General features: G+C 69.3%; 22 protein-coding genes and 1 riboswitch. Of the genes, 10 read left to right on the top strand and 12 right to left on the bottom strand.

The genetic code is table 11. The features are described from left to right. Positions 1–165 precede the first annotated feature (165 nt). The 6 genes from EJP67_RS06790 (at position 166) to EJP67_RS06765 (ending at position 8,323) form a co-directional block, all read left to right on the top strand. Positions 166–1,266: an aminoglycoside phosphotransferase family protein gene (locus EJP67_RS06790; RefSeq protein ID WP_126020897.1), complete on the top strand. Its 1,101-nt coding sequence runs from the start codon at positions 166–168 to the stop codon at positions 1,264–1,266. Between the two features lie 69 nt (positions 1,267–1,335). Continuing rightward, positions 1,336–2,055: a 16S rRNA (uracil(1498)-N(3))-methyltransferase gene (locus tag EJP67_RS06785; RefSeq protein ID WP_126020895.1), complete on the top strand. Its 720-nt coding sequence runs from the start codon at positions 1,336–1,338 to the stop codon at positions 2,053–2,055. A 120-nt stretch (positions 2,056–2,175) separates the two neighbouring features. Continuing rightward, positions 2,176–3,534 (top strand): M20/M25/M40 family metallo-hydrolase, encoded by a 1,359-nt coding sequence (locus EJP67_RS06780; protein WP_126020893.1) that lies wholly within the window; start codon positions 2,176–2,178, stop codon positions 3,532–3,534. Positions 3,535–3,635: 101 nt separating this feature from the next. Then, positions 3,636–4,097, top strand: a complete 462-nt coding sequence (locus EJP67_RS06775; RefSeq protein ID WP_206169463.1) for a YidB family protein — start codon at positions 3,636–3,638, stop codon at positions 4,095–4,097. Between the two features lie 102 nt (positions 4,098–4,199). Further along, positions 4,200–7,145 carry a DUF4132 domain-containing protein gene (locus EJP67_RS06770; protein ID WP_126020889.1) on the top strand — a complete coding sequence of 982 codons (2,946 nt, stop codon included), beginning with the start codon at positions 4,200–4,202 and terminating at the stop codon, positions 7,143–7,145. After that, positions 7,142–8,323, top strand: a complete 1,182-nt coding sequence (locus EJP67_RS06765) for an MFS transporter (protein WP_126020887.1) — start codon at positions 7,142–7,144, stop codon at positions 8,321–8,323. The genes EJP67_RS06770 and EJP67_RS06765 overlap by 4 nt, the downstream gene beginning before the upstream one ends. Here EJP67_RS06765 and EJP67_RS06760 read toward each other — a convergent pair. Together EJP67_RS06760 and EJP67_RS06755 are read right to left on the bottom strand one after the other, a co-directional pair. Next, the gene (locus EJP67_RS06760; protein ID WP_126020884.1) at positions 8,295–9,152 is read right to left on the bottom strand and encodes an alpha/beta hydrolase; all 858 of its coding nucleotides are present in this window, start codon (positions 9,150–9,152) and stop codon (positions 8,295–8,297) included. The two genes, EJP67_RS06765 and EJP67_RS06760, sit on opposite strands and share 29 nt — an antisense overlap. Then, the gene (locus EJP67_RS06755; RefSeq protein ID WP_126020882.1) at positions 9,149–10,660 is read right to left on the bottom strand and encodes a M20 family metallopeptidase; all 1,512 of its coding nucleotides are present in this window, start codon (positions 10,658–10,660) and stop codon (positions 9,149–9,151) included. The genes EJP67_RS06760 and EJP67_RS06755 overlap by 4 nt, the downstream gene beginning before the upstream one ends. 95 nt (positions 10,661–10,755) lie before the next feature. On the opposite strand from EJP67_RS06755, the gene EJP67_RS06750 reads away from it, so the two are divergent. After that, positions 10,756–11,526, top strand: coding sequence for a DUF72 domain-containing protein (locus EJP67_RS06750; RefSeq protein WP_126020880.1), 771 nt, complete (start codon positions 10,756–10,758; stop codon positions 11,524–11,526). Between the two features lie 104 nt (positions 11,527–11,630). Here EJP67_RS06750 and EJP67_RS06745 read toward each other — a convergent pair whose 3' ends face one another. Next, entirely contained in the window at positions 11,631–12,155 is a 525-nt protein-coding gene (locus tag EJP67_RS06745) for a bactofilin family protein (RefSeq protein ID WP_126020878.1), read from the bottom strand. Positions 12,156–12,270: 115 nt separating this feature from the next. Between EJP67_RS06745 and EJP67_RS06740 the strand changes: the two genes are divergently transcribed. Further along, positions 12,271–13,203: an ion transporter gene (locus EJP67_RS06740; RefSeq protein ID WP_126020876.1), complete on the top strand. Its 933-nt coding sequence runs from the start codon at positions 12,271–12,273 to the stop codon at positions 13,201–13,203. Here EJP67_RS06740 and EJP67_RS06735 read toward each other — a convergent pair. The 4 genes from EJP67_RS06735 to EJP67_RS06720 form a co-directional block, all read right to left on the bottom strand. Then, a complete protein-coding gene (locus EJP67_RS06735; protein ID WP_126020874.1) occupies positions 13,148–13,735 on the bottom strand; it encodes an IMPACT family protein in 588 nt (195 codons plus the stop codon). The genes EJP67_RS06740 and EJP67_RS06735 overlap by 56 nt on opposite strands. A 7-nt stretch (positions 13,736–13,742) precedes the next feature. Then, the gene (gene metW / locus EJP67_RS06730) at positions 13,743–14,333 is read right to left on the bottom strand and encodes a methionine biosynthesis protein MetW (RefSeq protein ID WP_126020873.1); all 591 of its coding nucleotides are present in this window, start codon (positions 14,331–14,333) and stop codon (positions 13,743–13,745) included. After that, a complete protein-coding gene (gene metX, locus EJP67_RS06725) occupies positions 14,330–15,505 on the bottom strand; it encodes a homoserine O-succinyltransferase MetX (protein WP_126020871.1) in 1,176 nt (391 codons plus the stop codon). Before metX ends, metW begins: the two co-directional genes overlap by 4 nt. 232 nt (positions 15,506–15,737) lie before the next feature. Next, the gene (locus EJP67_RS06720; RefSeq protein WP_126020869.1) at positions 15,738–16,301 is read right to left on the bottom strand and encodes a TMEM165/GDT1 family protein; all 564 of its coding nucleotides are present in this window, start codon (positions 16,299–16,301) and stop codon (positions 15,738–15,740) included. A gap of 8 nt (positions 16,302–16,309) precedes the next feature. Beyond that, positions 16,310–16,496, bottom strand: a riboswitch (yybP-ykoY riboswitch). A 272-nt stretch (positions 16,497–16,768) separates the two neighbouring features. On the opposite strand from EJP67_RS06720, the gene EJP67_RS06715 reads away from it, so the two are divergent. Then, positions 16,769–17,290: an RNA recognition motif domain-containing protein gene (locus EJP67_RS06715; protein WP_126020867.1), complete on the top strand. Its 522-nt coding sequence runs from the start codon at positions 16,769–16,771 to the stop codon at positions 17,288–17,290. Positions 17,291–17,380: 90 nt separating this feature from the next. Here the strand turns inward: EJP67_RS06715 and EJP67_RS06710 are convergent, their stop codons facing one another. The 4 genes from EJP67_RS06710 to EJP67_RS06695 are packed head-to-tail and all read right to left on the bottom strand — an operon-like array spanning position 17,381 to position 20,385. Next, entirely contained in the window at positions 17,381–18,163 is a 783-nt protein-coding gene (locus EJP67_RS06710; RefSeq protein WP_126020865.1) for an SDR family oxidoreductase, read from the bottom strand. Positions 18,164–18,179: 16 nt separating this feature from the next. Further along, positions 18,180–18,839 carry an LPS export ABC transporter periplasmic protein LptC gene (gene lptC, locus EJP67_RS06705; RefSeq protein ID WP_184639139.1) on the bottom strand — a complete coding sequence of 220 codons (660 nt, stop codon included), beginning with the start codon at positions 18,837–18,839 and terminating at the stop codon, positions 18,180–18,182. Further along, positions 18,836–19,384, bottom strand: a complete 549-nt coding sequence (locus EJP67_RS06700; protein ID WP_126020863.1) for a KdsC family phosphatase — start codon at positions 19,382–19,384, stop codon at positions 18,836–18,838. The genes lptC and EJP67_RS06700 overlap by 4 nt, the downstream gene beginning before the upstream one ends. Next, positions 19,384–20,385, bottom strand: coding sequence for a KpsF/GutQ family sugar-phosphate isomerase (locus EJP67_RS06695; protein ID WP_126020861.1), 1,002 nt, complete (start codon positions 20,383–20,385; stop codon positions 19,384–19,386). The genes EJP67_RS06700 and EJP67_RS06695 overlap by 1 nt, the downstream gene beginning before the upstream one ends. 139 nt (positions 20,386–20,524) lie before the next feature. Here EJP67_RS06695 and EJP67_RS06690 point away from each other — a divergent pair, with 139 nt between their 5' ends. Next, positions 20,525–22,510, top strand: a complete 1,986-nt coding sequence (locus tag EJP67_RS06690) for a monovalent cation:proton antiporter family protein (protein ID WP_126020859.1) — start codon at positions 20,525–20,527, stop codon at positions 22,508–22,510. A 30-nt stretch (positions 22,511–22,540) separates the two neighbouring features. Here the strand turns inward: EJP67_RS06690 and EJP67_RS06685 are convergent, their stop codons facing one another. After that, positions 22,541–23,533: a zinc ribbon domain-containing protein gene (locus EJP67_RS06685; RefSeq protein ID WP_126020857.1), complete on the bottom strand. Its 993-nt coding sequence runs from the start codon at positions 23,531–23,533 to the stop codon at positions 22,541–22,543. Positions 23,534–23,615: the final 82 nt, after the last annotated feature.

Genomic DNA, 23,615 nt, shown 5'->3' with positions numbered 1-23,615 from the left:
TGCCAAGCGTGAGGGCTTTGGGTCGTAGGCATCGGTTCGGAACGAAATGTCGTCGGGGAAGGCGCGGCAGGCCGGCAGGTTGCAGGGGCCTGTGGCGATCCGCATCGGCCGGAGGCCGGCCAAGGGGGATTGCCGCGCCAGGCGGATTTGTAGAATCGATTATCCATGACAGCACCCCCGCCCCCGGCCGCATTGGCCCCAAGCCGCCCCGCCGAACCCCTTGCCTGGACGGATCCGCAGCGGGCCGAAGCGTTCCGCAGCTGGCTGGCCGCCGTCGCGCCCCGGCACCGGCTGCTGCCCGAAACCGTGAGGCTCGCCTCGGCCGACGCGAGCTTCCGCCGCTACTTCCGGCTCGACACCGCCGACGCCGCCGCCCCCTCGCGCATCGTCATGGACGCCCCGCCCGACAAGGAGAACAGCGCCCCCTTCGTGCAGGTGGCCGGGCTGATGGCCGCGGCCGGCGTGCTGGCCCCCACGGTCCTCGAATGGGACGAGCCCAACGGCTTCCTGCTGCTGGACGACCTGGGCCGCCAGACCATGCTGGACGTGATCGACCCGGCGCGCCCCGAGGCCGCCCGCCCGCTCTACGACCAGGCCATCGACGCGCTGGTGCGCTGGCAGCTCTCTTCCAGGCCCGGCGTGCTGCCGCCCTACGACCGCGCGCTGCTCGAGCGAGAACTGGCCCTCTTCCCCGAGTGGTACATCGGCCGCCACCGCGGCATCGCCGTCGAGGGCAAGCTGAAGGAGCGGCTGGAGCGCAGCTTCAAGCTGATCGTCGAGAGCAACCTCGCGTCGCCCGGCGTCTACGTGCACCGCGACTTCATGCCGCGCAACCTGATGGTGGGAGAGACTCCCACGCTCGGCGTGCTCGACTTCCAGGACGCGGTGTACGGCCCCATCACCTACGACATCGCCAGCCTGATGCGCGACGCCTTCCTGAGCTGGGACGAGGAGTTCGTGCTCGACGTCACCATCCGCTACTGGCAGGCGGCGCGCAAGGCCGGGCTGCCGGTCGACGAGGACTTCGGCGCCTTCTACCGCGCGGTCGAGTGGATGGGCCTGCAGCGCCATCTCAAGGTGGCCGGCATCTTCGCGCGCCTCACGCTGCGCGACGGCAAGCCGCGCTACCTGGCCGATACGCCGCGCTTCATCGCCTACATCCGCGCCACCGCCAGCCGCTACTCCGAGCTGACGCCGCTGTCGCGCGTGATCGACGAGATCGAGGGCACTTCGGCCATCACGGGCTACGCCTACGGCCGTGTCTGAAGACAAACTGAAAAAGCACCAGCCTGCGGCGCCCGCGCAACGGCCGTTCGCAGCCATCGACTCCAGAGCATGCCGCGTTTCCACTGTTCCGTGCCGCTGAGCGCCGGCGCCAGCCTGGCGCTGCCGGCCGGTGCCGCGCGCCATGTGCAGGTGCTGCGGATGCAGCCCGGCGACGCGCTCACGCTGTTCGACGGCGCGGGCGGCGAATACGCGGCCACGGTCGAGCGCATGGGCCGCAGCGACGTTTCGGTAACGGTCGGCGCGCATCTTCCGGTGGAGCGCGAGGCGCCCCGGGCGGTGCATCTCGCGGTCGGCATGCCGGCCAACGAGCGCATGGACTGGCTGGTCGAGAAGGCCACCGAGCTCGGCGTGGCGAGCATCCAGCCGCTGGCCACGGCCCACGGCGTGCTGCGCCTGGCGGGCGAGCGCGCCGAGAAGAAGCGGGCGCACTGGGAAGCCATCGCGGTCGCGGCCTGCGAGCAGTGCGGGCGCAACCGCGTGCCGGTGATCCACCCGGTGCAGCCCTTCGCCGGCTGGCTCGAGACCCAGGACGGCCCCGCCGTGCGCCTTGTGCTGAGCCTCGCCGAGGGCACGCGCAGCCTCGCCGACATGGCAACGGGCGAGCAGCAACAGGGCGTGACCGTGCTGAGCGGCCCCGAAGGCGGGCTGAGCGCCGGCGAAGAGCAGCAGGCCATCGCCCGGGGCTTCGCGCCCGTCACCCTCGGCACGCGCGTGCTGCGCGCCGAAACGGCGGCGCTGGCCGCGCTGGTTTCGCTGGCAGGCGTCTAGATAGGCAAGGCTCCGGCCCCAGGCCCGACGCCATCAGGTGGGTGTTTTCCGCGACGCGCGCGTGGAAAGCCTGCGAAACAATCGTTACTTCTTTAAGACAAAAGAAGGACTTTTGCGCCCATGTCCAAGCTGCCCGGTCCGCTGCGCCTCGCCCCTTTGGTCCTCGCCGCACTGTTTTGCACTACCCAGGGCGCGCTTGCCCAACCCCAGGCCGTCGCCCCGACACCCGCGCAGGTCGGCCCCGAGGTTGACCGGGCATTCACCCAGCTGATGGCATCGCCCGCCGTCCAGAAGCTGCTGGACGCGCTCAGGGCCGACCACGAGCGCTCGGTCGAGGAGCTGAAGGCGCTCACGGAGATCGAGGCCCCGCCCTTCAAGGAGCACAAGCGCGCCGAGGCTTTTCTCGCCCGCATGAAGGCTTTCGGGCTGACGAACGCGAAGATCGACGCCGAAGGCAACGTGATCGGGCTGCGCAAGGGCACGGGCAATGGGCCGAAGCTGCTGATCTCGGCCCACCTCGACACGGTGTTTCCGGCCGGCACCGACGTGAAGGTGAAGGAGCGCGACGGCCGGCTGCACGCGCCGGGCATCGCGGACGACACGCGCGGCCTGGCGGTGCTGCTGTCGTGGCTCAAGGTGCTGAACGACAACAAGGTGCAGACGGTGGGCGACCTGATGTTCGTCGCCAATGTGGGCGAGGAAGAGCTCGGCAACCTGCGCGGCATGAAGGCGATCTTCCGCGACCACCTCGACATCGACGGCATGGTGGGGCTGGAGCCTTCGGCACCGGGCTCGGTGCTGGTGCTGGGCACCGCGAGCCATCGCTACGAGGTCAGCTTCCAGGGACCGGGCGGGCACAGCTTCGGCGCATTCGGCCAAGTGCCGAGCGCGATCCACGGCATGGGCCGCGCGATCGCGAAGATCGCCGACATCCGCACGCCGAGCTTTCCGAAGACGACGTTCACCGTCGGCACCGTGGGCGGCGGCACTTCGGTCAACACCATCGCGCCCGATGCGCGCATGGCCATCGACATCCGCTCGGACGACATGGCCTCGCTGCTGGAAACCGAGAAGAAGATCCTGGCGGCCATCGACGAAGCCGTGGTCGAGGAGAACAGGCGCTGGAACGTCAGCACCCTGAGCGTGAGCACCCGGCTCATCGGCGAGCGGCCCGGCGGGCGCACGCCGCCCGACTCGGTGATCGTGGAGGCCGCGATCCGCTCGAACGCCGCCTTCGGCAACCGGACGCTGCTGCGCGGCGGCAGCACCGATGCCAACGTGCCGATCTCGATGGGCATCCCGGCCATCGTCGTGGGCGGCGGCGGCAAGGCCTCCGGATTCCATTCGCTGAGCGAGTCCATCGACATGACAGATGCGTGGAAAGGCGCGCAGAATTCGCTCGTCACCGTGCTCGGGCTGGTGGGCGTTCAGGGGGTCTCTCCCGCGCTGCTCCCCAAACGGGCGGCACGTATCAAGTAATTTGTCACGTTGCCAATTCGAAAGTGGGCATGCCACTTTCGGCTTAAGGTCCGCGGCATTTAACAATGTTGGCGGTTCTGTCACACACCAAGGAAACAGTCATGGGATTGCTCGATTCGGTACTCGGTCAGGTGCTCGGAGGCGCTGCGCAACAGCAGCAACCGCAAGGCGGAGGCCTTGGCGGGCTGGGCGATCTGGGAGGCCTGGCCGGCGCGCTGGGCGGCCTGCTCGCCAACAACGGCAGCGTGGGTGGCCTGGGCGGCCTGGTCTCGAAGTTCGAGCAGGCCGGCATGGGCGACGTCATCGGCTCGTGGATCGGCAAGGGCGAAAACCAGCCCGTCTCGGGCGACCAGCTGCAGAACGCGCTGGGCAGCGACACCATCGCGAGCATCGCGTCCAAGCTCGGCATCAACGCGCAGACGCTGCTGCCCATGCTGGCCACCATGCTGCCGGCGCTCATCGACCAGCTCACGCCGCACGGCAAGATCCCCGACCAGGGGCTGGGCAACCACGACGACCTGCTGGGCTCGCTCAGCGGTCTGCTGCAAGGCAAGCAGTCCTGAACCGGACTGCCTTCTCCAGTGTTCGAGCGCCCGCGAGGGCGCTTTTTTTTGGTCCGCGCGTGTTGGCCGACAATCCCTGCGGCATCAATGGAGAGCAATGGCATGGCGGGCAATCGCAAGTCGAAGGGGGAAACAGAGAAGAACGAGGAGAAGAAGGAGGGCGGCCTCGACGCGCGCCCCGACGGCAAGGTGCGGTGGTCCAAGAACATGCGCGAGGCGCTCGCGAAGTTCAACGACCGGCCCTGCGGCCGGTGCGGCGGTTCGCTCTCGGAGGAGCGCAGCCTGGCCGACAGCCTCGACTTCTTCCGCCGCCATCGCTCCAGCTTCTATCCGCCGCGCGCAGCGCGGCTGCGCATGCTCGAGATGCACGGCTCCGCGGCGGCCGAACTGCTCTTCGAGCCCTCGCCGCACAAGGAAGCCGTCACCGACCTGCTGGCCATCCATGACGCGGAAGTGGTGCGCTTCTTCGTCGCGCAGGTCAAGCAGATCGACTGCAAGAACGCGCTGGTGAAGCAGGCGGCGCGCTGGCCGCTCTTCGTGCTGCGCGAGCTGCTCTCGGCGAACCCGGCGCGGCACCAGGCCGGCGCGGCGCTCGTCCTGGAGCTGCTCGCGGCGAATCCCGAGTGGCAGGAGCCGCTCGAAGCCTCGTGCGACGAAGCCCAGCGCAAGACGCTCGCGCGCCTGCAGGAAGACGGCTCCGCCGGCGTGGCCGACGCCCCCGCCGCCGACTGGCCCGCGCTGCTGCGCCGCCCACCGTGGAAGAACCGGCAGGCGCTGCCCGTCATCCCGGTACTGGCGCTGCAGCCGTTGCCGCCGACGGCCCGGCTCCATTGGGCCGACCTGAAGCCGCCGCAGTACCTGCAGGCCACGGGCGACCTGTCCGACTGGCTGGCGCGCGAGGTCCGGGTTTCTCGCGATCGCTCGAACCAGTGGATGACCGAGTTCACGCGCCACCAGCCCGATGCGCCGGACGCCATCCGCGAAGGCGGCAACCTGCACAAGGCGCTGTGGATGCTGGGCCTGCGCCCCGAACTCATCGACGACGTCATCGCCGGCCGCCACGAGATCACCAGCCCCGAGGACTTCGGCCAACTGCCCGGCTCGCGCTGGGGCGTCGCCGAATACATCTGGCAACTGCCCCCGCCGCTGGCCGTGGCGGCGTTCACGCACGGGCCGGCCGTCGATCACTTCATGGGCGACGTTGCGCGCGTGCGGCCCATCCTCCACGCCCTCGGCACGGATGCGCTGCCGGGACTGCCGCGCTTCCTCAAGCAGGGCTCGCGGGCGATGTTCGAGCTGGCCTCGGTCATCGAATGGGACCCGCTCGCCGGCTGGATCGCCAAGGGCTTCCACACCAACCGCTGGGTGCGGCGCGAGGCGGCCGCATGGCTGGAGCGCTACCCCGACACGGCCGCGCGCGGCCTCGTCCCCGTCGCGCTGGGCGAGCCCGGCCCCGCGCACGAATCGGCGCAGGCCACGCTGCGCTGGCTGCACGACAACGGCCATGCCGATGCGGTGCGCGCCCAGGCACAGGCCTACGGTGCCGAAGCCGCCGACGCGGTGGCGCAACTGCTGTCCATCGCTCCCGAAGACGTTCTGCCCGACAGCCTGCCCGTGGTGCCGAAGACGCTGCCCCTGCCGTCGCTGCCCCGCCTGATCCTCAAGGAAGGCGGCCTTGCGCTGCCGCAGGCCGTGGTGCCCGACGTGCTGATGGCGATGATGCTCGGCAAGCCCGACGCGCCATACCCGGGGCTCGCCCCGCTGCTGGACGCGCTCGCGCCCGACTCCCTCGCGCGCTTCGGCCGCGCGCTGCTGGCCTGGTGGATCGGCAACGGCCGGCCGGCCAGGGAGCGCTGGATGTTCGCGCTGCAGGGCCGCCTCGGCGACGGCGAAACCGCACGCCAGCTCTACAGCCTGCTGCGCCAGTGGCGCGCCGGGCTCGACCGCGTGCGCGCCTACGACGCCATGGCCATGCTCGGCGAGATCGGCAGCGACGCCGCGCTGATGCACCTGGCCGAACTCGCGCGCCAGACCCGCTACGACGACCTGCGCACCCGCGCCGACCGCATGCTCGGCGAGGTGGCCGAGCAGCGCGGCCTGAGCCTCGACCAGCTGGCCGACCGCACCGTGCCCGACCTCGGCCTGGACGCCCGCGCGCGCCTCACGCTGGACTTCGGCCCACGCAGCTTCGAGGTGCGCATGGACGACAGCTTCCAGCCCGTGGTGCACGATGCCCGCGGCAAGGCACTCAAGACACTGCCCAAGGCCGGCGCGAACGATGACGCCGGCAAGGCCGCCGCCGCGGCCACGCAGCTCAAGGAACTGCGCAAGCTCGCGAAGACAGTCGCCACCACGCAGATCCGGCGGCTGGAGGCCGCGATGTGCGCGCAGCGCCGCTGGGGCCCCGACGAGTTCATGCCCTTCTTCGCGAACCACCCGGTGCTGCGGGTGTTCAGCCGGCCGCTGGTCTGGGGCCTGTTCGATGCCGACGACAAGCTGCAGGGCACCTTCCGCGTCACCGCCGAAGGCGAGCTGGCCGACCTGCACGACGACCCGGTGAAGCTGCCGGAGAACGCGCGCATCGGCCTGCCGCATCCGCTGGACTTCGCGGCGCTCGATGCGTCGCTCGTCACCGCATGGGCGCCGGTGCTCGCCGACTACGAGATCCTGCAGCCCTTCGAGCAGCTGGCGCGCCAGTCCTTCGTGCTCGATCCGGCGCTGCGCGCGGGCCGCGAGTTGCCGCAGTGGGCCGGCCGCGCGGTGTCGAACGCCGCGCTCATGGGCCTGGAAACGCGCGGCTGGGTGCGCGAGGTGGGCGACGGCGGCATGGTCAACAGCTTCAACAAGGGCGTGCCCGGCGAGGGCCAGGTCTGCCTGCGGCTGGAAGAGGGCTGGTTCGTGCAGGACAGCCCCGACGGCAAGGTGCTGCAGACGGTGCACGGCGTGGCGCTCACCGGCACCGAGCGCACGCTGGGCGACCTGCCCGCCATCGCATTCAGCGAGATCGAGCGCGACCTGCAGCGCGCGGTAAGGGAGACAAGCGCATGAACCGCAACCTGTGGCTGCTGGCCATCTGCCAGGGCCTGCTGCTGACGAACAACGTGACCTTCATCGCCATCAACGGGCTGGTGGGCCTGGCCATCGCGCCGCGCGGCTGGATGGCGACGCTGCCGGTGATGAGCTACGTGATCGGCGGCGCGCTCTCCACCGGGCTGGTGGCGCGCACGCAGCAGCGCTTCGGCCGGCGCGGCTCGTTCCAGACCGGGCTGGCGGTGGCGCTGGTCTCGGCACTGCTGTGCTGCTTCGCGGCGGTCACGAAGAACTTCTGGCTGCTGTGCTTCGCCACCGTCATCGCGGGCTACTACAACGCCAACGCCGGCCTCTACCGCTTCGCGGCGGCCGAGCTGGCGGCGCCGCAGTGGCGCGAGAAGGCGGTGTCGATGGTGATGGCCGGCGGACTGATCGGTGCCGTGGCCGGGCCCAACCTCGCCAAGGCCACGCGCGAAGCCTTCGCCGTGCCCTTCGCCGGTGCCTACATCGCGCTGGCGGCGGTGGCGCTGCTGTCGATGGCGGTGATGCACTTCATCCAGTTCCCGCCCGCGCCCGCGCGCAAGGAAGCGGCGGGCGGACGGCCGCTTTCGGAGATCGCGCGCCAGCCGGTGTTCATCGTCGCGGCGGCAGCCGGCGCGCTGGGCTACGGCGTGATGAACCTGCTGATGGCCGCGACGCCCATCGCTATGCAGATCTGCAGCCTGCCGTTCTCCGACGCCGCGCTGGTGCTCGAGTGGCACGTGATCGGCATGTTCGCGCCGGGCTTCTTCACCGGCCACCTGATCCGCCGCTTCGGCGCGCTGCCGGTGATGGGCGCGGGGCTGCTGCTGAACCTCGGCTGCATCGCCATCGCGCTCTCGGGCGTGGAGCTGCATCACTTCATCGTGGCGCTGTTCCTGCTGGGCGTGGGCTGGAATTTCCTTTTCACCGGAAGCACCACGCTGTCGCTAACCGCCTACACGCCCGAGGAGCGCGACCGCGCGCAGGGCGCGCTCAACTTCTGCGTGTTCGCCACGCTGGCGCTGACGTCGTTCGCCTCGGGCGTGCTGGTGACCACCCAGGGCTGGCGGCTGCTGAACTTCGGCTCGCTGGTGCCGGTGGTGCTGACGGGCGCGGCGCTGCTCTGGCTGGCGCGCAAGCGCGCCGTCAGGCCCGCTGCGGAAAGCGCCGGTTGAGCCAGCGCTGAAGGGCTTCGAAGACCGGATCGGCTTCGAGCTCGTTGAAGATCTCGTGGTACAGCGTGTCGAAGCATTGCGCCTCGACCTTGCCGCTTGGCGCGGCGGCTGCGGCAAAAGCGCGGCTGGCCGCGGGCCGCACGAGACGGTCGTCGCCCGCGTAGAGCAGCAGCGTGGGCACCGGCCAGTTCGCGGCGCGCTGCTGCACGGCTTCTCCTTCGTAGGCCAGGAAGCGCGCGAGCCGGCCGCCGATGCGGTCGTGCGTGAGCGGATCGTCGCGATAGGCCTGCACCACCGCCGGGTCGTGCGAGAGGTAGTTGTCGTCGAGGCCGTTGCCCACGCGAAGGTCGGGCGCGATGCGCGGCAGCACCGCGAGCAGCAGCTTCTGGAAACCGTTCAGGCCGGGATCGAGCCCCGGCGAGGACAGCACTGCGGCGTTGACGTGCCGCACGCCGCGCGCAATCAGGCTCGCCACGACAAGCCCGCCGAGGCTGTGGCCCAGCAGCACCACCGGCAGGCCGGGGTTCTCGCGGCGCGCGTCGTCGATCACCAGCGCGAGATCGTCCACCAGCCGCAGCTCGCTCGGCAGGCCGCCGCGCGGGCCGCTGGATTCGCCGTGCCCGTAGTGGTCGTGCGCCCACACCGCGAAGCCCCATTCGTGCAGGCACTCGGCCAGCCCGTGGTAGCGGCCGGCGTGCTCGCCCAGCCCGTGGACCACGACGACTACGGCACGCGCCCGGCCCGGCGCCGGCAGCCGGCGCAGTGCGAGCGTCTCGCCGCCGGGCGTGGACAGCGAAACGCGCTGCGGCAGAGGCAGCGCCTCGCTCAAGCGGCCACCGGCTCCGATGCTGCTGCGCGATGCGCGGCCGGCAATGCGGCGATCACCTCGGCCACGGCCGCGGTGAGCTTCTTGGCGTAGGGCACGTGCAGAAACTCGTTGGGGCCGTGCGCGTTGCTCTTGGGGCCGAGCACGCCGCAGACCATCATCTGCGCCTTCGGGAAGCCGGCGCTGAGCATGTTCATCAGCGGGATGGTTCCGCCCTGGCCGATATAGCCGCAGGAAGCGCCGAAGTGCGCCTGCGAGGCCTTGTTGAGCGCGTCCTCGAACCACGGCGTGATGGCGGGCGCGTTCCATCCGGTGGCTCCGCCGTTGCTCTCGAAGGTCACGCGGGCCTGGTAGGGCGCGTTGTCCTCCAGCAGCGTCTTGAGGTTCTGCACCGCCTCGGCCGCGTCGACCAGCGGGGGCAGGCGCAGCGACAGCTTGAAGGCGGTGTAGGGGCGCAGCACGTTGCCCGCGTCCTTCAGCGCCGGGAAGCCTTCGGCACCGGTTACCGACAGCGTGGGTTTCCAGGTGCGGTTGAGCAGGGCCTCGACCGGGTCGGTGGTGGTGGGCAGAGCGAACACGGTCGAGCCGCCGCAGTCGTAGTGCGCCCACGGGAAGCGCTTGTAGACCTCGTCGCCGAGGATGGCGGCGGTGGCCTTGGCCTGCGCGAGGCGGTCGGCCGGCACTTCGCAGTGGAAGCTCGCAGGCAGCAGGCGGCCGGTGGCGCTGTCTTCGAGCCGGTCGAGCACCTGCCGCATGATGCGGAAGCTCGAGGGCACGAGGCCCGAGGCATCGCCCGAGTGGATGCCCTCGGTCAGCACCTCGACCTTGAGCGTGCCGCTGGCCATGCCGCGCAGCGAGGTGGTGAGCCACAGCTGATCGTAGTTGCCGGCGCCGGAGTCGAGGCAGATCACCAGCTCGACGTTGCCCAGGCGCGGGCGCAGTGCGTCGACATACGGCAGCAGGTCGTAGGAGCCGCTTTCCTCGCAGGTCTCGATCAGGCCCACGATGCGCGGGTGCGCCGCGCCCTGGTTCTTGAGCGCCTGCAGCGCGGCGATGCTGGCGTACACCGCATAGCCGTCGTCGGCGCCGCCGCGGCCGTAGAGCAGGCCGTTCTCGTACTTGGGCGTCCAGGGGCCGAGGTCGTTGCGCCAGCCGGTGAACTCGGGCTGCTTGTCGAGGTGTCCGTACATCAGCACGGTCTCGCCCATGTCGGTGCCGGTGGCCGGCACTTCGAAGAACAGCACCGGGGTGCGCCCTTCGAGCCGCACGATCTCCAGCTTCAGGCCCTCGACCTTCTGCGCCTCGACCCAGGCGGCGGCGTTGCGCAGCACGGTCTCGAGATAGCCGTTGGCCGACCAGTCCTTGTCGAAGCCGGGCGACTTGGCCGGGATGCCGATGTAGTCGGTGAGTTGCTTGAGGATGTCGCCGTCCCATTGGGCGGTGACGTCGGACAGGGCGCGCTCGGCGTCGAGCGTGCCGGCGGGCATTTCGCGGTGCAGGGGGGCGTTCATCGGTGGGTTCTCCGCGGGTGACGAAAGAAAGGACGCATTTTGCGCCCAGCAGCGTCCGCGCGTAGAGTGCGGGCGATCTCAACCCGGAGGGCCACGTGAGCAAGGCAAACATCAAGGTGGGCATCGGCGGCTGGACCTACGAGCCCTGGCGCGACAACTTCTATCCCAAGGGGCTCGCGCACGCGAAGGAACTCAACTACGCGAGCCGCAAGGTCAGCGCCATCGAGATCAACGGCACCTACTACAGCACCTTCAAGCCCGAGACCTTCCGCAAGTGGCACGACGACACGCCCGACGACTTCATCTTCTCGATGAAGGCCTCGCGCTTCGCGACCAACCGCAAGCTGCTGTCGGGCGCGGGAGACTCCATCAAGCGCTTCATCGACAGCGGCGTGGCCGAGCTCGGCGACAAGCTCGGGCCCATCGTGTGGCAGTTCATGCCGACCAAGCAGTTCGATGCGGAGGACTTCGAGGCCTTCCTGGCTCTGCTGCCGAAGAAGGAGGGCAGCCGCGTCCTGCGGCACGTGATGGACGTGCGGCACGAGAGCTTCATCGTGCCCGCCTACAAGGCGCTCGCGAAGAAGTACAAGGTGTCGACGGTGTTCACCGACGCCGACAAGTTCCCGTCCTTCGAGGAGCCCGAGGGCGACATCGCCTACGCGCGGCTGATGATGGCCGACGGCAAGCTGAAGGCGGGCTATGCGCCCAAGGCCCTCGACACATGGGCCGAGCGCGCGCAGGGGTGGGGCGCGTCGCCGAAGAAGCGTGACGTGTTCGTCTACTTCATCAACGGCGCCAAGGAAAAGGCACCGGCGGCTGCCGGTGCCTTGCTGGAGCGTCTTGGCTGGACCGCACCTACCGCGTGAAAGACGCCTGCAGGCGCCGCCGGGCCGCTCCCAAGGCGGCCCGCGCCCCCCTCGGGGGTGGAGTTACACGCAGCGAAGCGGAGTGAAAAGCCGGGGGGCCTGTTTCAGGCAGCGGCCTGAAGCGAGGGCTTGGCGGCGCCGAAGCTGATCTCGCCGGAGATCTGGCCGCCTTCCTCGATCACGATCTTGCCGTAGCGGATCTTGCCGGTGACCTTGCCGGTCGAGTGGATGACGAGCTTCTCGCGCACGGTGAGGCTGCCGTCGAACACGCCGCGGATCTCGGCGATGTCGATCTCGGCCGAGCCCTTGAACGCGCCCTGCTCGGCGATCTGCATCAGGCGCGAGTCCATGGTGGCTTCGACCAGGCCTTCGACCACGAGCGTGTCGCAGTCGGTGATCTCCACGCCCTTGAGCTTGATGTTGGGGCCGACGGTGAGCTTGCTGCCGCCTTCCTTGGCCACGGGCGCGGCCGCTGCGGCGTTCAGGCCGCCTTGCTGTGCGGTGAGCGAGGAGGGATTGACGGGGGTTCCGGAGAGGTTGGTGCCCGAACCGACGAGCGGCGCGGGGCGCGATGTCAACGAATCGGTGTCACGATCACGCTTGCCGAAGAAGGGGGACTGTGTAGCCAAAGGGGAGCTCCTCAAGAAAGGGGACTATCGTAAGAACGCACTCACGGCCTGCGGCACTTCATTGCGCAAGAAGCGTAACTGAATAAGTCGATCGGGCGCATGACAATGTGGCGCCATGAGCTCTCCAAACGTCGAACGGAACACCACATCGCGCGCGATGTCGTCCAGCACCGACTCGCGCTTCGACAAGCCCGCGCACGGCTGGCGGCGCACTCTCTTCACCGTGATCTTCGAGGCCGACACGCGCGCGGGCCTGATGTTCGACCTCGCGCTGATCGCGGTGATCGTGGCCAGCGTGCTAGTGGTGATCCTCGACAGCGTGCAGTCCATCCGCGAACAGTGGCGCCCGGTGTTCAACGTCCTCGAGTGGATGTTCACCATCCTCTTCACGCTGGAGTACATCGCTCGGCTGAGCTGCGTGAACAAGCCGCTGCGCTACGCGACGAGCTTCTACGGCGTGATCGACCTGCTGGCGCTGCTGCCGACCTTCCTCGTGGTCTTCGCGCCGCAGATGGGCCTGGGCTACCTGATCGACGTGCGCATCCTGCGCCTGCTGCGCGTGTTCAGGATCTTCAAACTATCGCGTTACTCCGTGGAGTACCGAGCGCTGGTCTCGGCGGTGGCGGCGAGCCGGCGCAAGATCACCGTGTTCGTGGGCTTCGTGATGCTGGTGGTGCTGGTGATGGGAACGCTGATGTACGTGGTCGAAGGGCCGCAGCACGGCTTCACCAGCATCCCGGTGGCGGTCTACTGGGCGATCTCGACGATGGCCACCGTGGGCTTCGGCGACCTCGTGCCCAAGACCGACCTCGGCCGCGCGATCGCGTCGGTGATGATGCTGGTGGGCTGGGGCGTGCTCGCGGTGCCGACCGGCATCGTGACCGCCGAGATGGCGCGCCGCGGCGGCGACGACGAATCGGTCGCGGTGCCGGTGGCGCAGCGCGGCGTTCTCGCGATGGTCGAACCGGCACCGGCGGTCCCGGCCAAGAGGCTCACTCCCGCTGCCAGACGACGCGCCCTTGCGCAGCATCGCCGAGGCGCACGATGAAGGCATCGGCCTCGGGCTCCGGCAGCGAGAAGGCGAAAGCCACGTCGTCGCCGTGCTGCACGCCTTCGAGCACCGCGCCGGCTGCAGCGAGCTCGCGCCGCACCAGCCCTTCGAGCGCATACGGCACCGAGCAGCGCAGGCTTCGCTGGCGCAGCAGCGGCACCAGCGTGGCGCCGAGCAGGGCCTGCGCGATCGCATCGGTGTAGGCCCGCACGAGGCCGCCCGCGCCCAGCTTCACGCCGCCGAAATAGCGCACCACGGTCGCGAGCGCGCCCTCGACCTGCTGGTGGCGCAGCACTTCCAGCATCGGACGTCCTGCGGTGCCGCCGGGCTCGCCGTCGTCGTTCGCGGCCGACTGCCCGCCCGCCATGAGGGCCCAGCACACGTGCGCCGCCGCGGGATGCTCGGCACGCAGCGAGGCGACCACCGCCAGTGCCGCCGCCCGATCGGCCACCGGCTGCACGCAGCCGATGAAGCGGCTCTTCTTGATGACGAGTTCGCTGTGGACCGGCTGTGCGAGCGTGAAGCTCATTGCGCCGTCAGCCGCCGCCGCGCTCGAACTTGAACACCGCCGTGCTGGCGCGCGCATTGGGCAGCCAGCGCACGTCGCGGCCGTCCTGCAGGCCGAAGGCGTCGAGGATGCGCAGGTTGTTCTTGCCGGCCAGCACCTCGAAGTCCTTGAAGGTGCCGACGCGGATGTTGGGCGTGTCGTACCACTGGTAGGGCAGGCGGCGCGTGACGGGCATGCGCCCGCGCGCCACGCTCAGGCGGTTGGGCCAGTGCGCGAAGTTGGGAAAGGCGACGATGCCGATGCGGCCCACGCGCGCGGTCTCGCGCAGCATGACTTCGGCATTGCGCAGGTGCTGCAGCGTGTCGATCTGCAGCACCACGTCGAAGGAGGCGTCGTCGAACATCGCGAGGCCTTCGTCGAGGTTGAGCTGGATCACGTCGACGCCGCGGCGGATGCACTGCAGCACGTTGCCGTCGGCGATCTCCACGCCGTAGCCGGTGCAGCCGCGCTCGCGCTGAAGCAGGTCGAGCAGGGCGCCGTCGCCGCAGCCGAGGTCGAGCACGCGCGAGCCTTGCGGCACGAGTTCGGCGATGAGTCTTTGGTGTTCGAGGTCGCTCATTGCTGGAACTCCTTGGCAACGCGCTCGAAGTAGGACCGCACCACGCTCATGTAGCGCACGTCATCGAGCAGGAAGGCGTCGTGGCCGTGGGGTGCGTCGATCTCGGCGTAGCTCACGTTGCGGCTGTTGTCGAGCAGCGCCTTCACGATCTCGCGGCTGCGCGTGGGCGAGAAGCGCCAGTCGGTCTTGAAGCTCACGAGCAGGAACTTGGCGCGCGCCTGTGCGAGCGCGGCACTGAGCTTGCCGCCGTGGTTGCGTGCGGGGTCGAAGTAGTCGAGCGCGCGGGTGATCAGCAGGTAGGTGTTGGCGTCGAAGTACTCGCTGAACTTGTCGCCCTGGTAGCGCAGGTAGCTCTCGATCTGGAACTCGACGTCCTGGGTGGAATAGCGGTAGTCGGTGCCCGCCGCCTCGCCATTGTTCTCACCCTCCACGGCGCTGCGCAGGATGCGGCCGAACTTGGCGTTCATCACGTCGTCGCTGAGATAGGTGATGTGGCCGATCATCCGCGCGATGCGCAGGCCGCGCTTGGGCACCACGCCGTGCTCGTAGAAGTGGCCGCCGTGGAAGTCGGGGTCGGTCACGATGGCGCGGCGCGCCACCTCGTTGAAGGCGATGTTCTCGGCCGTGAGGTTGGGTGCACTGGCCACCACCACCGCGTGGCGCACGCGCTCGGGGTACTGCAGCGTCCAGGAGAGGGCCTGCATGCCGCCGAGGCTGCCGCCCATCACGGCGGCGAGCGTCTCGATGCCGAGCGCGTCGAGCAGCGCGGCCTGGGCGTCGACCCAGTCTTCGACCGTCACCACCGGGAAGTCGGCGCCATAGACGCGGCCGGTGGCGGGGTTGACGTGCATCGGGCCGGTCGAGCCGAAGCAGGAGCCGAGGTTGTTGACGCCGATCACGAAGAAGCGGTCGGTGTCGAGCGGCTTGCCCGGACCGACCATGTTGTCCCACCAGCCCTCGGAACGGGCCTGGCCCTGGTAGACGCCCGCGACGTGGTGCGAGGCGTTGAGCGCATGGCAGACAAGCACGGCGTTGCTGCGCTCGGCGTTCAGGGTGCCGTAGGTTTCGTAGGCGAGCGTGTAGTCGCTTATCGATGCGCCGCTGCGCAGGGCCAGCGGGCCTGCGAACTGCATCGACTGCGGAGTGACGACCAGAGGTGGTGACGACGACATGAATGAAAAAACCCGGCCTCGCCAAAAACGAGCCGGGTCTGCCGCGCCTGTCTTTAGCTGAATTTATAAAGCGCCCGCAAGCTGAAGCAAATCGGCGCAAGGCAAAGTATATCCCCCAGGCTGCGCGCACTGCGTGTCGCTTCGCCAACCCCCTTGGGAAGGGGGCAACACCTGCGGCCCGGCAAAGCCGGTTCCGCGGTGTTCCTGGAAAGGGAGATGGGGTCTCGCTTTTTTATATGCCGACGATCATCAGGACGCCGAGCACCAGGAAGATCGCTGCCGAGATGCCGTGCACGAGCTTGATCGGCACGCGGCGTACGATCTTCTCGCCGAGCCACACCACGGGCGCGTTGGCCAGCATCATGCCCAGCGTGGTGCCCATGACCACCCAGAAGTAGTCGTGCGTGAAGCGGGCGGCGAGCATGACGGTGGCGATCTGGGTCTTGTCGCCCATCTCGGCGAGGAAGAAGGCGACGACCGTGGTGCCGAAGACGCCGAACTTCGATGTGCCGGGAGCATCGTCGTCGTCGAGCTTGTCGGGAATGAGCATCCAGACGGCCATGGCGATGAAGGAACCGCCCAGTATCCACCGCAGCACCTCGGGCCCGAGCCAGCGCGTGAGGTAGTTGCCGACCGCGCCCGCGAGCGCATGGTTGATGACGGTGGCGGCGAAGATGCCGAGGACGATGGGCCAGGGTTTCCTGAAACGCGCGGCCAGGAGAAGGGCCAGGAGCTGGGTCTTGTCGCCCATTTCCGCGAGCGCGACGACGCCCGTTGCTACGAGAAAAGCTTCCATGATGACGTGGGGTTCCTTGGGCCGAAGGACGCAATTGACCGTGCAACACCTTCGGCCATATTCCCGAAGTTGCACGGTCAAAGGTCTCGCCAGGTGTGTTCACTGCACGCGCCATATCCTGGTGGGACAGGACAAGTCTGTTGACGCGGGCCCTTCTCGCAGATCGGAAGGCGGCTACTCCCCAATGACGGGCGGAATTCTACATGCACGCACGGATGTAGGGCGAAGGACCTCGCTCAATCATGCAAGTAGGCGCTAGCTTTCGAATAGTTTTGACAGGTGCTACCTCAAGAAGCAAATTCCCGCTTGCAATTCGGATATTTCACCCATAATGCACGAGCCTCCCTCTTCACTTTGGTCGGGGGGCAGTTCGGTGATCGGTCAGTTTCGCGCGACTCGACGCTCTCGTTTGAGTGATGCTTTCGGGACTCCATCGCTTTTCTTGATGTGTTTATAGGAGTCCCTTGATGGGCAACAAACTGTACGTCGGCAACCTGCCTTACTCGGTGCGCGACGGAGATCTCGAACAGGCCTTCGGGCAGTTCGGCGCCGTGACCAGCGCCAAGGTCATGATGGAACGCGACACCGGCCGCTCGAAGGGCTTCGGCTTCGTCGAGATGGGCAGTGACGCGGAAGCACAGGCCGCAATCAACGGTATGAACGGCCAGCCCCTGGGCGGCCGCAGCGTCGTCGTCAACGAGGCACGTCCGATGGAAGCGCGTCCCCCGCGCAGCGGCGGCTATGGCGGCGGCGGTGGTGGTTATGGCGGCGGTGGTGGCGGTGGCTACGGCGGCGGCGGTGGTGGCGGCTACGGTGGTGGCGGTCGCTCTGGCGGCGGTGGTGGCGGCTACGGCGGCGGTGGCCGCAGTGGCGGCGGCGGTGGTGGTGGCGACGGCGGTTTCCGCAGCCCCTACGGCGCTGGTCCCCGTGGCGGCGGCCGCTCGGGCGGTGGCGGCGGTGGTTACGGCGGCGGCAACAGCGGCTACTGAACCCTGCGACTCTCCGAACGAATCACACTCAGACAGACAAAGGCTCCCTTGGGAGCCTTTTTCTTTGGGCGGTCGGCGAAGCTGGCCCGATCAGGCTTCGCCGCTGCGCTTCTTCCGTTCGCGCCCCTGCACCGCCCGGTCGAGCACGGCGTTCGGCAGCATGCGCATGATCTTGGCGACCACGCCCATCTGCCAGGGAATCACGCGATAGCTGGTGCCCGCCTCGATGGCGCGCAGCGCCTGGTTGGCGAAGTCTTCCGCCTTCATGAGGAAGGGCATGCCATAGCGGTTGCCCTGCGTGAGGGGCGTGTCGATGTAGCCCGGGCACAAGGTGACGACCTTCACGCCGCTGTTATGCAGCTCGCCGCGCAGGCTCTCGCAGTACGCCACCACGCCGGCCTTGCTCGCGCAGTACGCGCCGTGCCCCGGCAGCCCGCGGATGGAGGCCACGCTGCCGATGCCCACGAGCCGCCCGCTGCCGCGCCGGACCATCGCCCGCACGAAGGGATGGAAAGTGGCCATCAGGCCCACGTTGTTGGTGGCGAATGTGCGCGCCATCACGTCGATGTCCTCGCGCTCCCCTGTGTCGATGCCGACGCTGATGCCCGCGTTCGCGATCACCACGTCGGGCAGTCCCTGCTGCTCGATGCAGGCATTGCCGGCGGCGACGATGCTGTCGGTCTGCGCCACGTCGGCGCCGTAGACCCGGTAGCGGTCGGCGCCCAGCTGGCGGGCGCTCGCCCACGATTCGATTTCCCCCGTGCGCCGCGCGACCAGCGCCAGCCGGTAGCCGGCGTCGTAGAAGCTCGCGGCCAGCGCCTGGCCGATGCCGCTGGAAGCGCCGGTGATGAAGACAAGCGGGGAGGTCGTCATGCGGGAGATGCCTTCCTCAGCGCTTCCTGGCGGGAGCAGGAGCTGCCGCCGCCGACGGAATCAGCACGCCGCGCACCCGGCCGTTGAGATTGGCCACGCCGCTCAGGTTGTCGTAGTCGAGCGTGTCGCCGGTGAACTGGTCGGTGCCACGGATGAGCGTGACCGGCTTGTTCGAGGTGACGCGCTCCGTGTCGACGTAGGCATGCAGGAAGTCGCCGCGGAACTCCAGGCGCGGCGTGGGCTTGCCGTTCGGTCCCACCGACGGGTCGCGGATGACGATCGCGTTGCCGAAGAGCTGGATTTCGCTGCCGTCGGAATTCGACAGCCCCCGGTCGGCGCTGCCGCGCGTCACGAGCCCCTCGGGGGACACCGAGCGCATGCGCACCTTGTCGATCTCGATGGTGTCGGTGTCGGGGTAGTGCCGGCCTTCGACGCCGTGCAGTTCGCTGCGCAGGTCGCCATTGGGCAGGAAGTTCTTGATGACGAAGTCGCGCATGAAGTAGTCGGGCTCGTGCGTGGGCGCGACCTTGGGAGCAGGCTCCAGCAGCTTGGGCGCGTTGCGCACCAGCCAGTAGGTGCCGAGCGCGACTGCCGCCGTCAGGATGATCGGCAGGTAGATCGTCGCGCGGTCGAGGACATCGCGCGCCATGCCCCATGCGCGTTTCACGCCGCTCATGCGCCAGGCCCCCGCGCCGCGTCGAGCATGACGCGGTACTGGCCGCAGGCGGTGAGCAGCAGGTCGCACAACTCGCGCGCAGCGCCCTCGCCGCCGCGCGCCCTGGTCACGTAGCGCGCGATGCCGCGCACTTCCGCATGGGCATTGGCCGGCGCCGCCGGGAAGCCGACGCGCGAGAGCACCGGCAGGTCGGGCCAGTCGTCGCCGATGGCCGCGGCCTGTGCCCAGCCGAAGCCGAGCTGGTCGAGCATGGCCTGGGCGGCCGGCAGCTTGTCCTCGGTGCCATAGCGCACGTGCTCGATGCCCAGCGCCTCCAGGCGCACGCGCAGCGGCTTGGAGTCGCGCCCGGTGATCACGGCCGGCACGATGCCCGCCTTGCGCAGCAGCTTCAGGCCGTAGCCGTCGAGGATGCTGAAGCGCTTGAGCGTCTCGCCATGCTCGGTGAAATACACGCCGCCGTCGGTCAGGACGCCGTCGATGTCGAAGAAGACGATGCGCACGTCCTGTGCGGCGAGAAGCGTCTCGGCCTGGAACTCGAGGGGCATCAGATGACCTTCGCGCGCATCAGGTCGTTGGTGTTGATCGCGCCGACGACCACGCCTTCGCCGTCGATCACGAACAGCCGGGTGATGCCGCACTGTTCCATGAGCTCGGCGGCTTCCACCGCCAGCGCGTCGACGCGGATGGTGCGCGGGTTGCGGTGCATGACGTCGACCGCCTTGGGGCTGCGCAGGTCGGCACCGGCCTCGATCAGCCGGCGCAGGTCGCCGTCGGTGAAGATGCCCGAGGCGCGGCCGTCGGGCTCCACCACCGCGGCGGCGCCGAAGCCCTTGTTGCTCATGGCACGCATCAGCTCGCTGATGCTGGCGTCGGGCGCCACGCGAGGAACGTCGTCGCCCGAGCGCATGACGTCGCTCACGTGGGTGAGCAGCTTGCGCCCGAGCGCGCCGCCCGGGTGAGAGCGAGCGAAGTCTTCCGAGCCGAAGCCGCGCGCATCGAGCAGCGCCACGGCCAGCGCGTCGCCCATCGCCATCTGGGCGGTGGTGCTGGCGGTGGGGGCGAGGTTGAGCGGGCAGGCCTCCTTCGACACGCCCGCGTCGATCACGATGTCGGCATGGCGGGCGAGGGTGGATTCGGTGCGGCCGGTCATGGCGATCAGGGGCACGCCCTGGCGCTTGACGACCGGCAGGATGACGGTGAGCTCGTCGACCTCGCCGCTGTTGGAGATGGCGAGCACCAGGTCGACCGCCTTGATCATGCCGAGGTCGCCGTGGCTGGCCTCGGCCGGGTGCACGAACATCGCGGGCGTGCCGGTGGAGGCGAGAGTGGCGGCGATCTTGCGGCCGACGTGGCCGCTCTTGCCCATGCCCATCACGACCACGCGGCCGCGCACTTCGAGGATCTTGCGCACGGCCTCGACGAAGCTGGGGCCGACGCGGTTCTTCAGGCCGGAGACGGCTTCGGCTTCGATGTCGAAGGTCAGGCGTGCCCGGGCCAGGATGGCTTCGGGGTCGACCACGGGGGCCGGGGCGGGACGGGAACTCATCGCCGGATTTTACGGGCCAGCGGCTTGCCCCCGCGGCCGGCCCCCCCGCACCTGGGCCCATCCCGGAGCCGGCGCCGCGGCGCTGCCCGGTGTCCTCCCTGAGACGCCGCGCACGGCTCTTGCTCTAGCATCGGCGCATATGTCTTCGTTCGATCTCACGCTGTTGTACTTGCTGGCCGCGGTGATCGGCGTGGTGGCGTGCCGCTCACTCAAGCTGCCGCCGATGCTCGGCTATCTCTCGGCCGGCGTGCTGATCGGGCCGCACGCCTTCGCGCTGGCCCAGAACACCGAGGGCATCCAGCACCTCGGCGAATTCGGCGTGGTGTTCCTGATGTTCGTGATCGGGCTGGAATTCAGCCTGCCCAAGCTGCGCGCGATGCGAAAGCACGTGTTCGGCCTGGGCCTGCTGCAGGTGCTGCTGACCATGGCCCTCGCCACCATCGGCGCGCTGCTGCTGGCGCGGCTGCTGCCGGCGGCCTGGCACCTGGGCTGGCAGACCGCGCTGGCCCTGTCGGGCGCGCTCACCATGAGCAGCACCGCCATCGTGGTCAAGCTGATGGCCGAGCGGCTCGAACTCGAAAGCGAGCACGGCAAGCGCGTCATGGGCGTGCTGCTGTTCCAGGACCTGGCCGTGGTGCCGCTGCTGGTGCTGATCCCCGCGCTGGGCGCCCCGCCCGAGGCGCTGGCCAAGGCGCTGGGGCTCGCGCTGCTGAAGGCGAGCTTCCTGATCGGCGTGCTGCTGTACGGCGGCCCGCGCGTGATGCGCTGGTGGCTCACGCTGGTGGCGCGGCGGCGCAGCGAGGAGCTCTTCATCCTGAACGTGCTGTTGATCACGCTGGGGCTTGCCTGGCTGACCGAGCTGGCCGGCCTGAGCCTGGCGCTGGGCGCCTTCATCGCGGGCATGCTGGTGTCGGAGACCGAATACAAGCACCAGGTCGAGACCGACATCCGCCCCTTCCACGACGTGCTGCTGGGGCTGTTCTTCATCACCGTGGGCATGTCGCTCGACTGGCACATCGTGGTCGAGCGCTGGCTGCTGGTGGGCGTGCTGCTGCTGGTGCCGCTGGCCTTCAAGCTGGCGCTGGTGACGGTGCTGGCTCGGGTGCTGGGCGCCACCTCGGGCGTGTCGCTGCGCACCGGCCTGTACCTCGCCCAGGCCGGCGAGTTCGGCTTCGTGCTGCTGACGCTGGCCCAGGAGCGCAGCCTGCTGCCGCCGTGGCTGGCCAACCCGGTGCTGGCGTCGATGGTGCTGTCGATGCTGGCGACGCCCTTCATCATCATGTACAGCAATGCCATCGTGCGGAAGCTGGTGGCCAGCGACTGGCTGCAGCAGTCACTGCAGATGACGACCATCGCGCGCAAGACCATCAACTCCGCGCAGCACGTGATCATCTGCGGCTACGGGCGTTGCGGCCAGAACCTGGCGCGCATCCTGGAGCGCGAGGGCATCCCCTACATGGCGCTCGACCTGGACCCCGACCGCGTGCGCCAGGCCGCCGCCGCCGGCGACTCGGTGGTGTTCGGCGACGCCGCGCGGCTGCAGGCGCTGATGGCCGCCGGCCTGGCGCGCGCCAGCGCGGTGGTGGTCACCTATCTCGACGTGCCCGGCGCGATGAAGGTGCTGGCCAACACGCGCGCCCACGCGCCGCACGTGCCGGTGATCGTGCGCACGCAGGACGACCACGACCTCGAGAAGCTGCAGGCCGCCGGCGCGACCGAAGTGGTACCCGAGGCCATCGAGGGTTCGCTGATGCTCGCGAGCCACGCGCTGGCGCTGGTCGGCGTGCCGATGCGGCGCGTGATCCGCGTGGTGCAGGACCAGCGCGATGCCCGCTACAACCTGCTGCGCGGCTACTTCCACGGCGCGGACGACGACAACGCCGACGAGATCGATCACGAGCGGCTCAACAGCTTCACGCTCGATGCAGGCGCCCGCGCGATCGGCCAGACGCTGCAGGGACTGGCGCTGCAGACGCTGGGCGTGCGCATCGCGAGCCTGCGCCGGCACGACGGCCAGCCGCGCCCGCTGGCCGACGACACGGTACTGTCGGACGGCGACACGCTGGTGCTCTCGGGCAAGCCGGCCGCGCTGGCGATGGCGGTCGAGCGGTTGCAGAAGGGCTGAGCGGCGGCGAGCCGCCTTCCGCCTCCGCGCTCAGTTCATGAGCGTCGGGTTGCGCTTTTCTTCCTCGATGCGCTGCTGACGGCGCACCGCCTCGCACTGCGCATGGGCCTTGTACTCCGGCTTCAGGCACTGCGCCGCCATGCATTGCGCCCTGGCGATGAAATTGCGGTCGCCGCACATGGCCGCGGGCTCGGCCGCAGCCGCCGGTGCGGGTGGCGGAGCAGGCGCCGCGACGGGAGCCGCAGTCTCCGCAGCTGGCTGGGGCGCCGCAGCGGCGGCCGGCTGCTTGCGCGCCTGCTTGGCGGGCTTGGGCGGCGGGGGTGCTGCCGGCGCGGCTTCCGCCGCAGGCGATGGCGCAGCCTGCTCGGCAGGCTGTGCATCCGTCGCGGCGGGCTCGGCGGGCGGCGGTGATGGCGGTGATGGCGGTGGTGGTGGCTCGACGGCAGGCGCCGCAGCGGCGGGAGCCGGCGCTGAGGCGGGCGGGGCGGTCTCCTCGACGGCAGGAGCCGTCTTTCGCGTTCCGTAGCCGGACCAGCCCGCCACGATCATCGCCACCGCCACCGCCAGCAGGCCCACCCACAGCAGGATCGCGCGCTTGCGCGGCGGCCGGTCGACCGGAGCGGGCTTGCGGATCCTGACCCGAGGCTTCTTCACCCTTTCGGGCGACGGCGCCCAGCTCGATTCCAGCCCCTGCGGGGTGGCCGGCGGTGCGGGCACGCGCGGCGAGCCGTCGTCGTGCAGCATGAAAACGGTCTGCTCGTCGTCGTCATGCCGCGGCGCGGAGGCAGGCGAGCGGCTGAAGAAGGACTGGCGCGCGGGCGACGGTGCCGGCGGGAGTTCTTCGAGGGGCGCCGGGATGGTCGGCGCGCGCAGTTGGGCGGGCGCCGTGGTGGCCCATTCGCGTTCGGGGGTCGGCGGCGGCGGGATCCGGTCTCCCGCGGCGGACAGCTTGATGCCGCAGCTCCTGCAGAAATTCGCGCCGTCACGGTTCTCCGTGCTGCAGACCGGACAGATCGAGGCCATGGCTTGCTTGCTGACTACTTCTTGCTTCTCGGCGTCCTGAACTGAAATGGCTGGCCTGCATCCGTAGGATCGATCCGGTGGC

The sequence above is a fragment of the Variovorax guangxiensis genome (assembly GCF_003952165.1).
Classification (GTDB): Bacteria; Pseudomonadota; Gammaproteobacteria; order Burkholderiales; family Burkholderiaceae_C; genus Variovorax; species Variovorax guangxiensis.
Note: the sequence above shows the minus strand (reverse complement) of the source record. Positions and strands in the feature narration are given on the sequence as shown.

What these genes read in the sequence shown, in the direction of transcription:
- EJP67_RS06765 (WP_126020887.1), top strand. Translation starts at nt 7,142, where the DNA reads ATGAACCGCAACCTGTGGCTGCTGGCCATCTGCCAGGGCCTGCTGCTG.
- EJP67_RS06740 (WP_126020876.1), top strand. Translation starts at nt 12,271, where the DNA reads ATGAGCTCTCCAAACGTCGAACGGAACACCACATCGCGCGCGATGTCG.
- EJP67_RS06775 (WP_206169463.1), top strand. Translation starts at nt 3,636, where the DNA reads ATGGGATTGCTCGATTCGGTACTCGGTCAGGTGCTCGGAGGCGCTGCG.
- EJP67_RS06695 (WP_126020861.1), bottom strand. Translation starts at nt 20,385, where the DNA reads ATGAGTTCCCGTCCCGCCCCGGCCCCCGTGGTCGACCCCGAAGCCATC.
- EJP67_RS06710 (WP_126020865.1), bottom strand. Translation starts at nt 18,163, where the DNA reads ATGACGACCTCCCCGCTTGTCTTCATCACCGGCGCTTCCAGCGGCATC.
- metX (WP_126020871.1), bottom strand. Translation starts at nt 15,505, where the DNA reads ATGTCGTCGTCACCACCTCTGGTCGTCACTCCGCAGTCGATGCAGTTC.
- EJP67_RS06735 (WP_126020874.1), bottom strand. Translation starts at nt 13,735, where the DNA reads ATGAGCTTCACGCTCGCACAGCCGGTCCACAGCGAACTCGTCATCAAG.
- EJP67_RS06780 (WP_126020893.1), top strand. Translation starts at nt 2,176, where the DNA reads ATGTCCAAGCTGCCCGGTCCGCTGCGCCTCGCCCCTTTGGTCCTCGCC.
- metW (WP_126020873.1), bottom strand. Translation starts at nt 14,333, where the DNA reads ATGAGCGACCTCGAACACCAAAGACTCATCGCCGAACTCGTGCCGCAA.
- EJP67_RS06755 (WP_126020882.1), bottom strand. Translation starts at nt 10,660, where the DNA reads ATGAACGCCCCCCTGCACCGCGAAATGCCCGCCGGCACGCTCGACGCC.
- EJP67_RS06720 (WP_126020869.1), bottom strand. Translation starts at nt 16,301, where the DNA reads ATGGAAGCTTTTCTCGTAGCAACGGGCGTCGTCGCGCTCGCGGAAATG.
- EJP67_RS06770 (WP_126020889.1), top strand. Translation starts at nt 4,200, where the DNA reads ATGGCGGGCAATCGCAAGTCGAAGGGGGAAACAGAGAAGAACGAGGAG.
- EJP67_RS06690 (WP_126020859.1), top strand. Translation starts at nt 20,525, where the DNA reads ATGTCTTCGTTCGATCTCACGCTGTTGTACTTGCTGGCCGCGGTGATC.
- lptC (WP_184639139.1), bottom strand. Translation starts at nt 18,839, where the DNA reads ATGAGCGGCGTGAAACGCGCATGGGGCATGGCGCGCGATGTCCTCGAC.
- EJP67_RS06685 (WP_126020857.1), bottom strand. Translation starts at nt 23,533, where the DNA reads ATGGCCTCGATCTGTCCGGTCTGCAGCACGGAGAACCGTGACGGCGCG.
- EJP67_RS06785 (WP_126020895.1), top strand. Translation starts at nt 1,336, where the DNA reads ATGCCGCGTTTCCACTGTTCCGTGCCGCTGAGCGCCGGCGCCAGCCTG.
- EJP67_RS06715 (WP_126020867.1), top strand. Translation starts at nt 16,769, where the DNA reads ATGGGCAACAAACTGTACGTCGGCAACCTGCCTTACTCGGTGCGCGAC.
- EJP67_RS06700 (WP_126020863.1), bottom strand. Translation starts at nt 19,384, where the DNA reads ATGCCCCTCGAGTTCCAGGCCGAGACGCTTCTCGCCGCACAGGACGTG.
- EJP67_RS06790 (WP_126020897.1), top strand. Translation starts at nt 166, where the DNA reads ATGACAGCACCCCCGCCCCCGGCCGCATTGGCCCCAAGCCGCCCCGCC.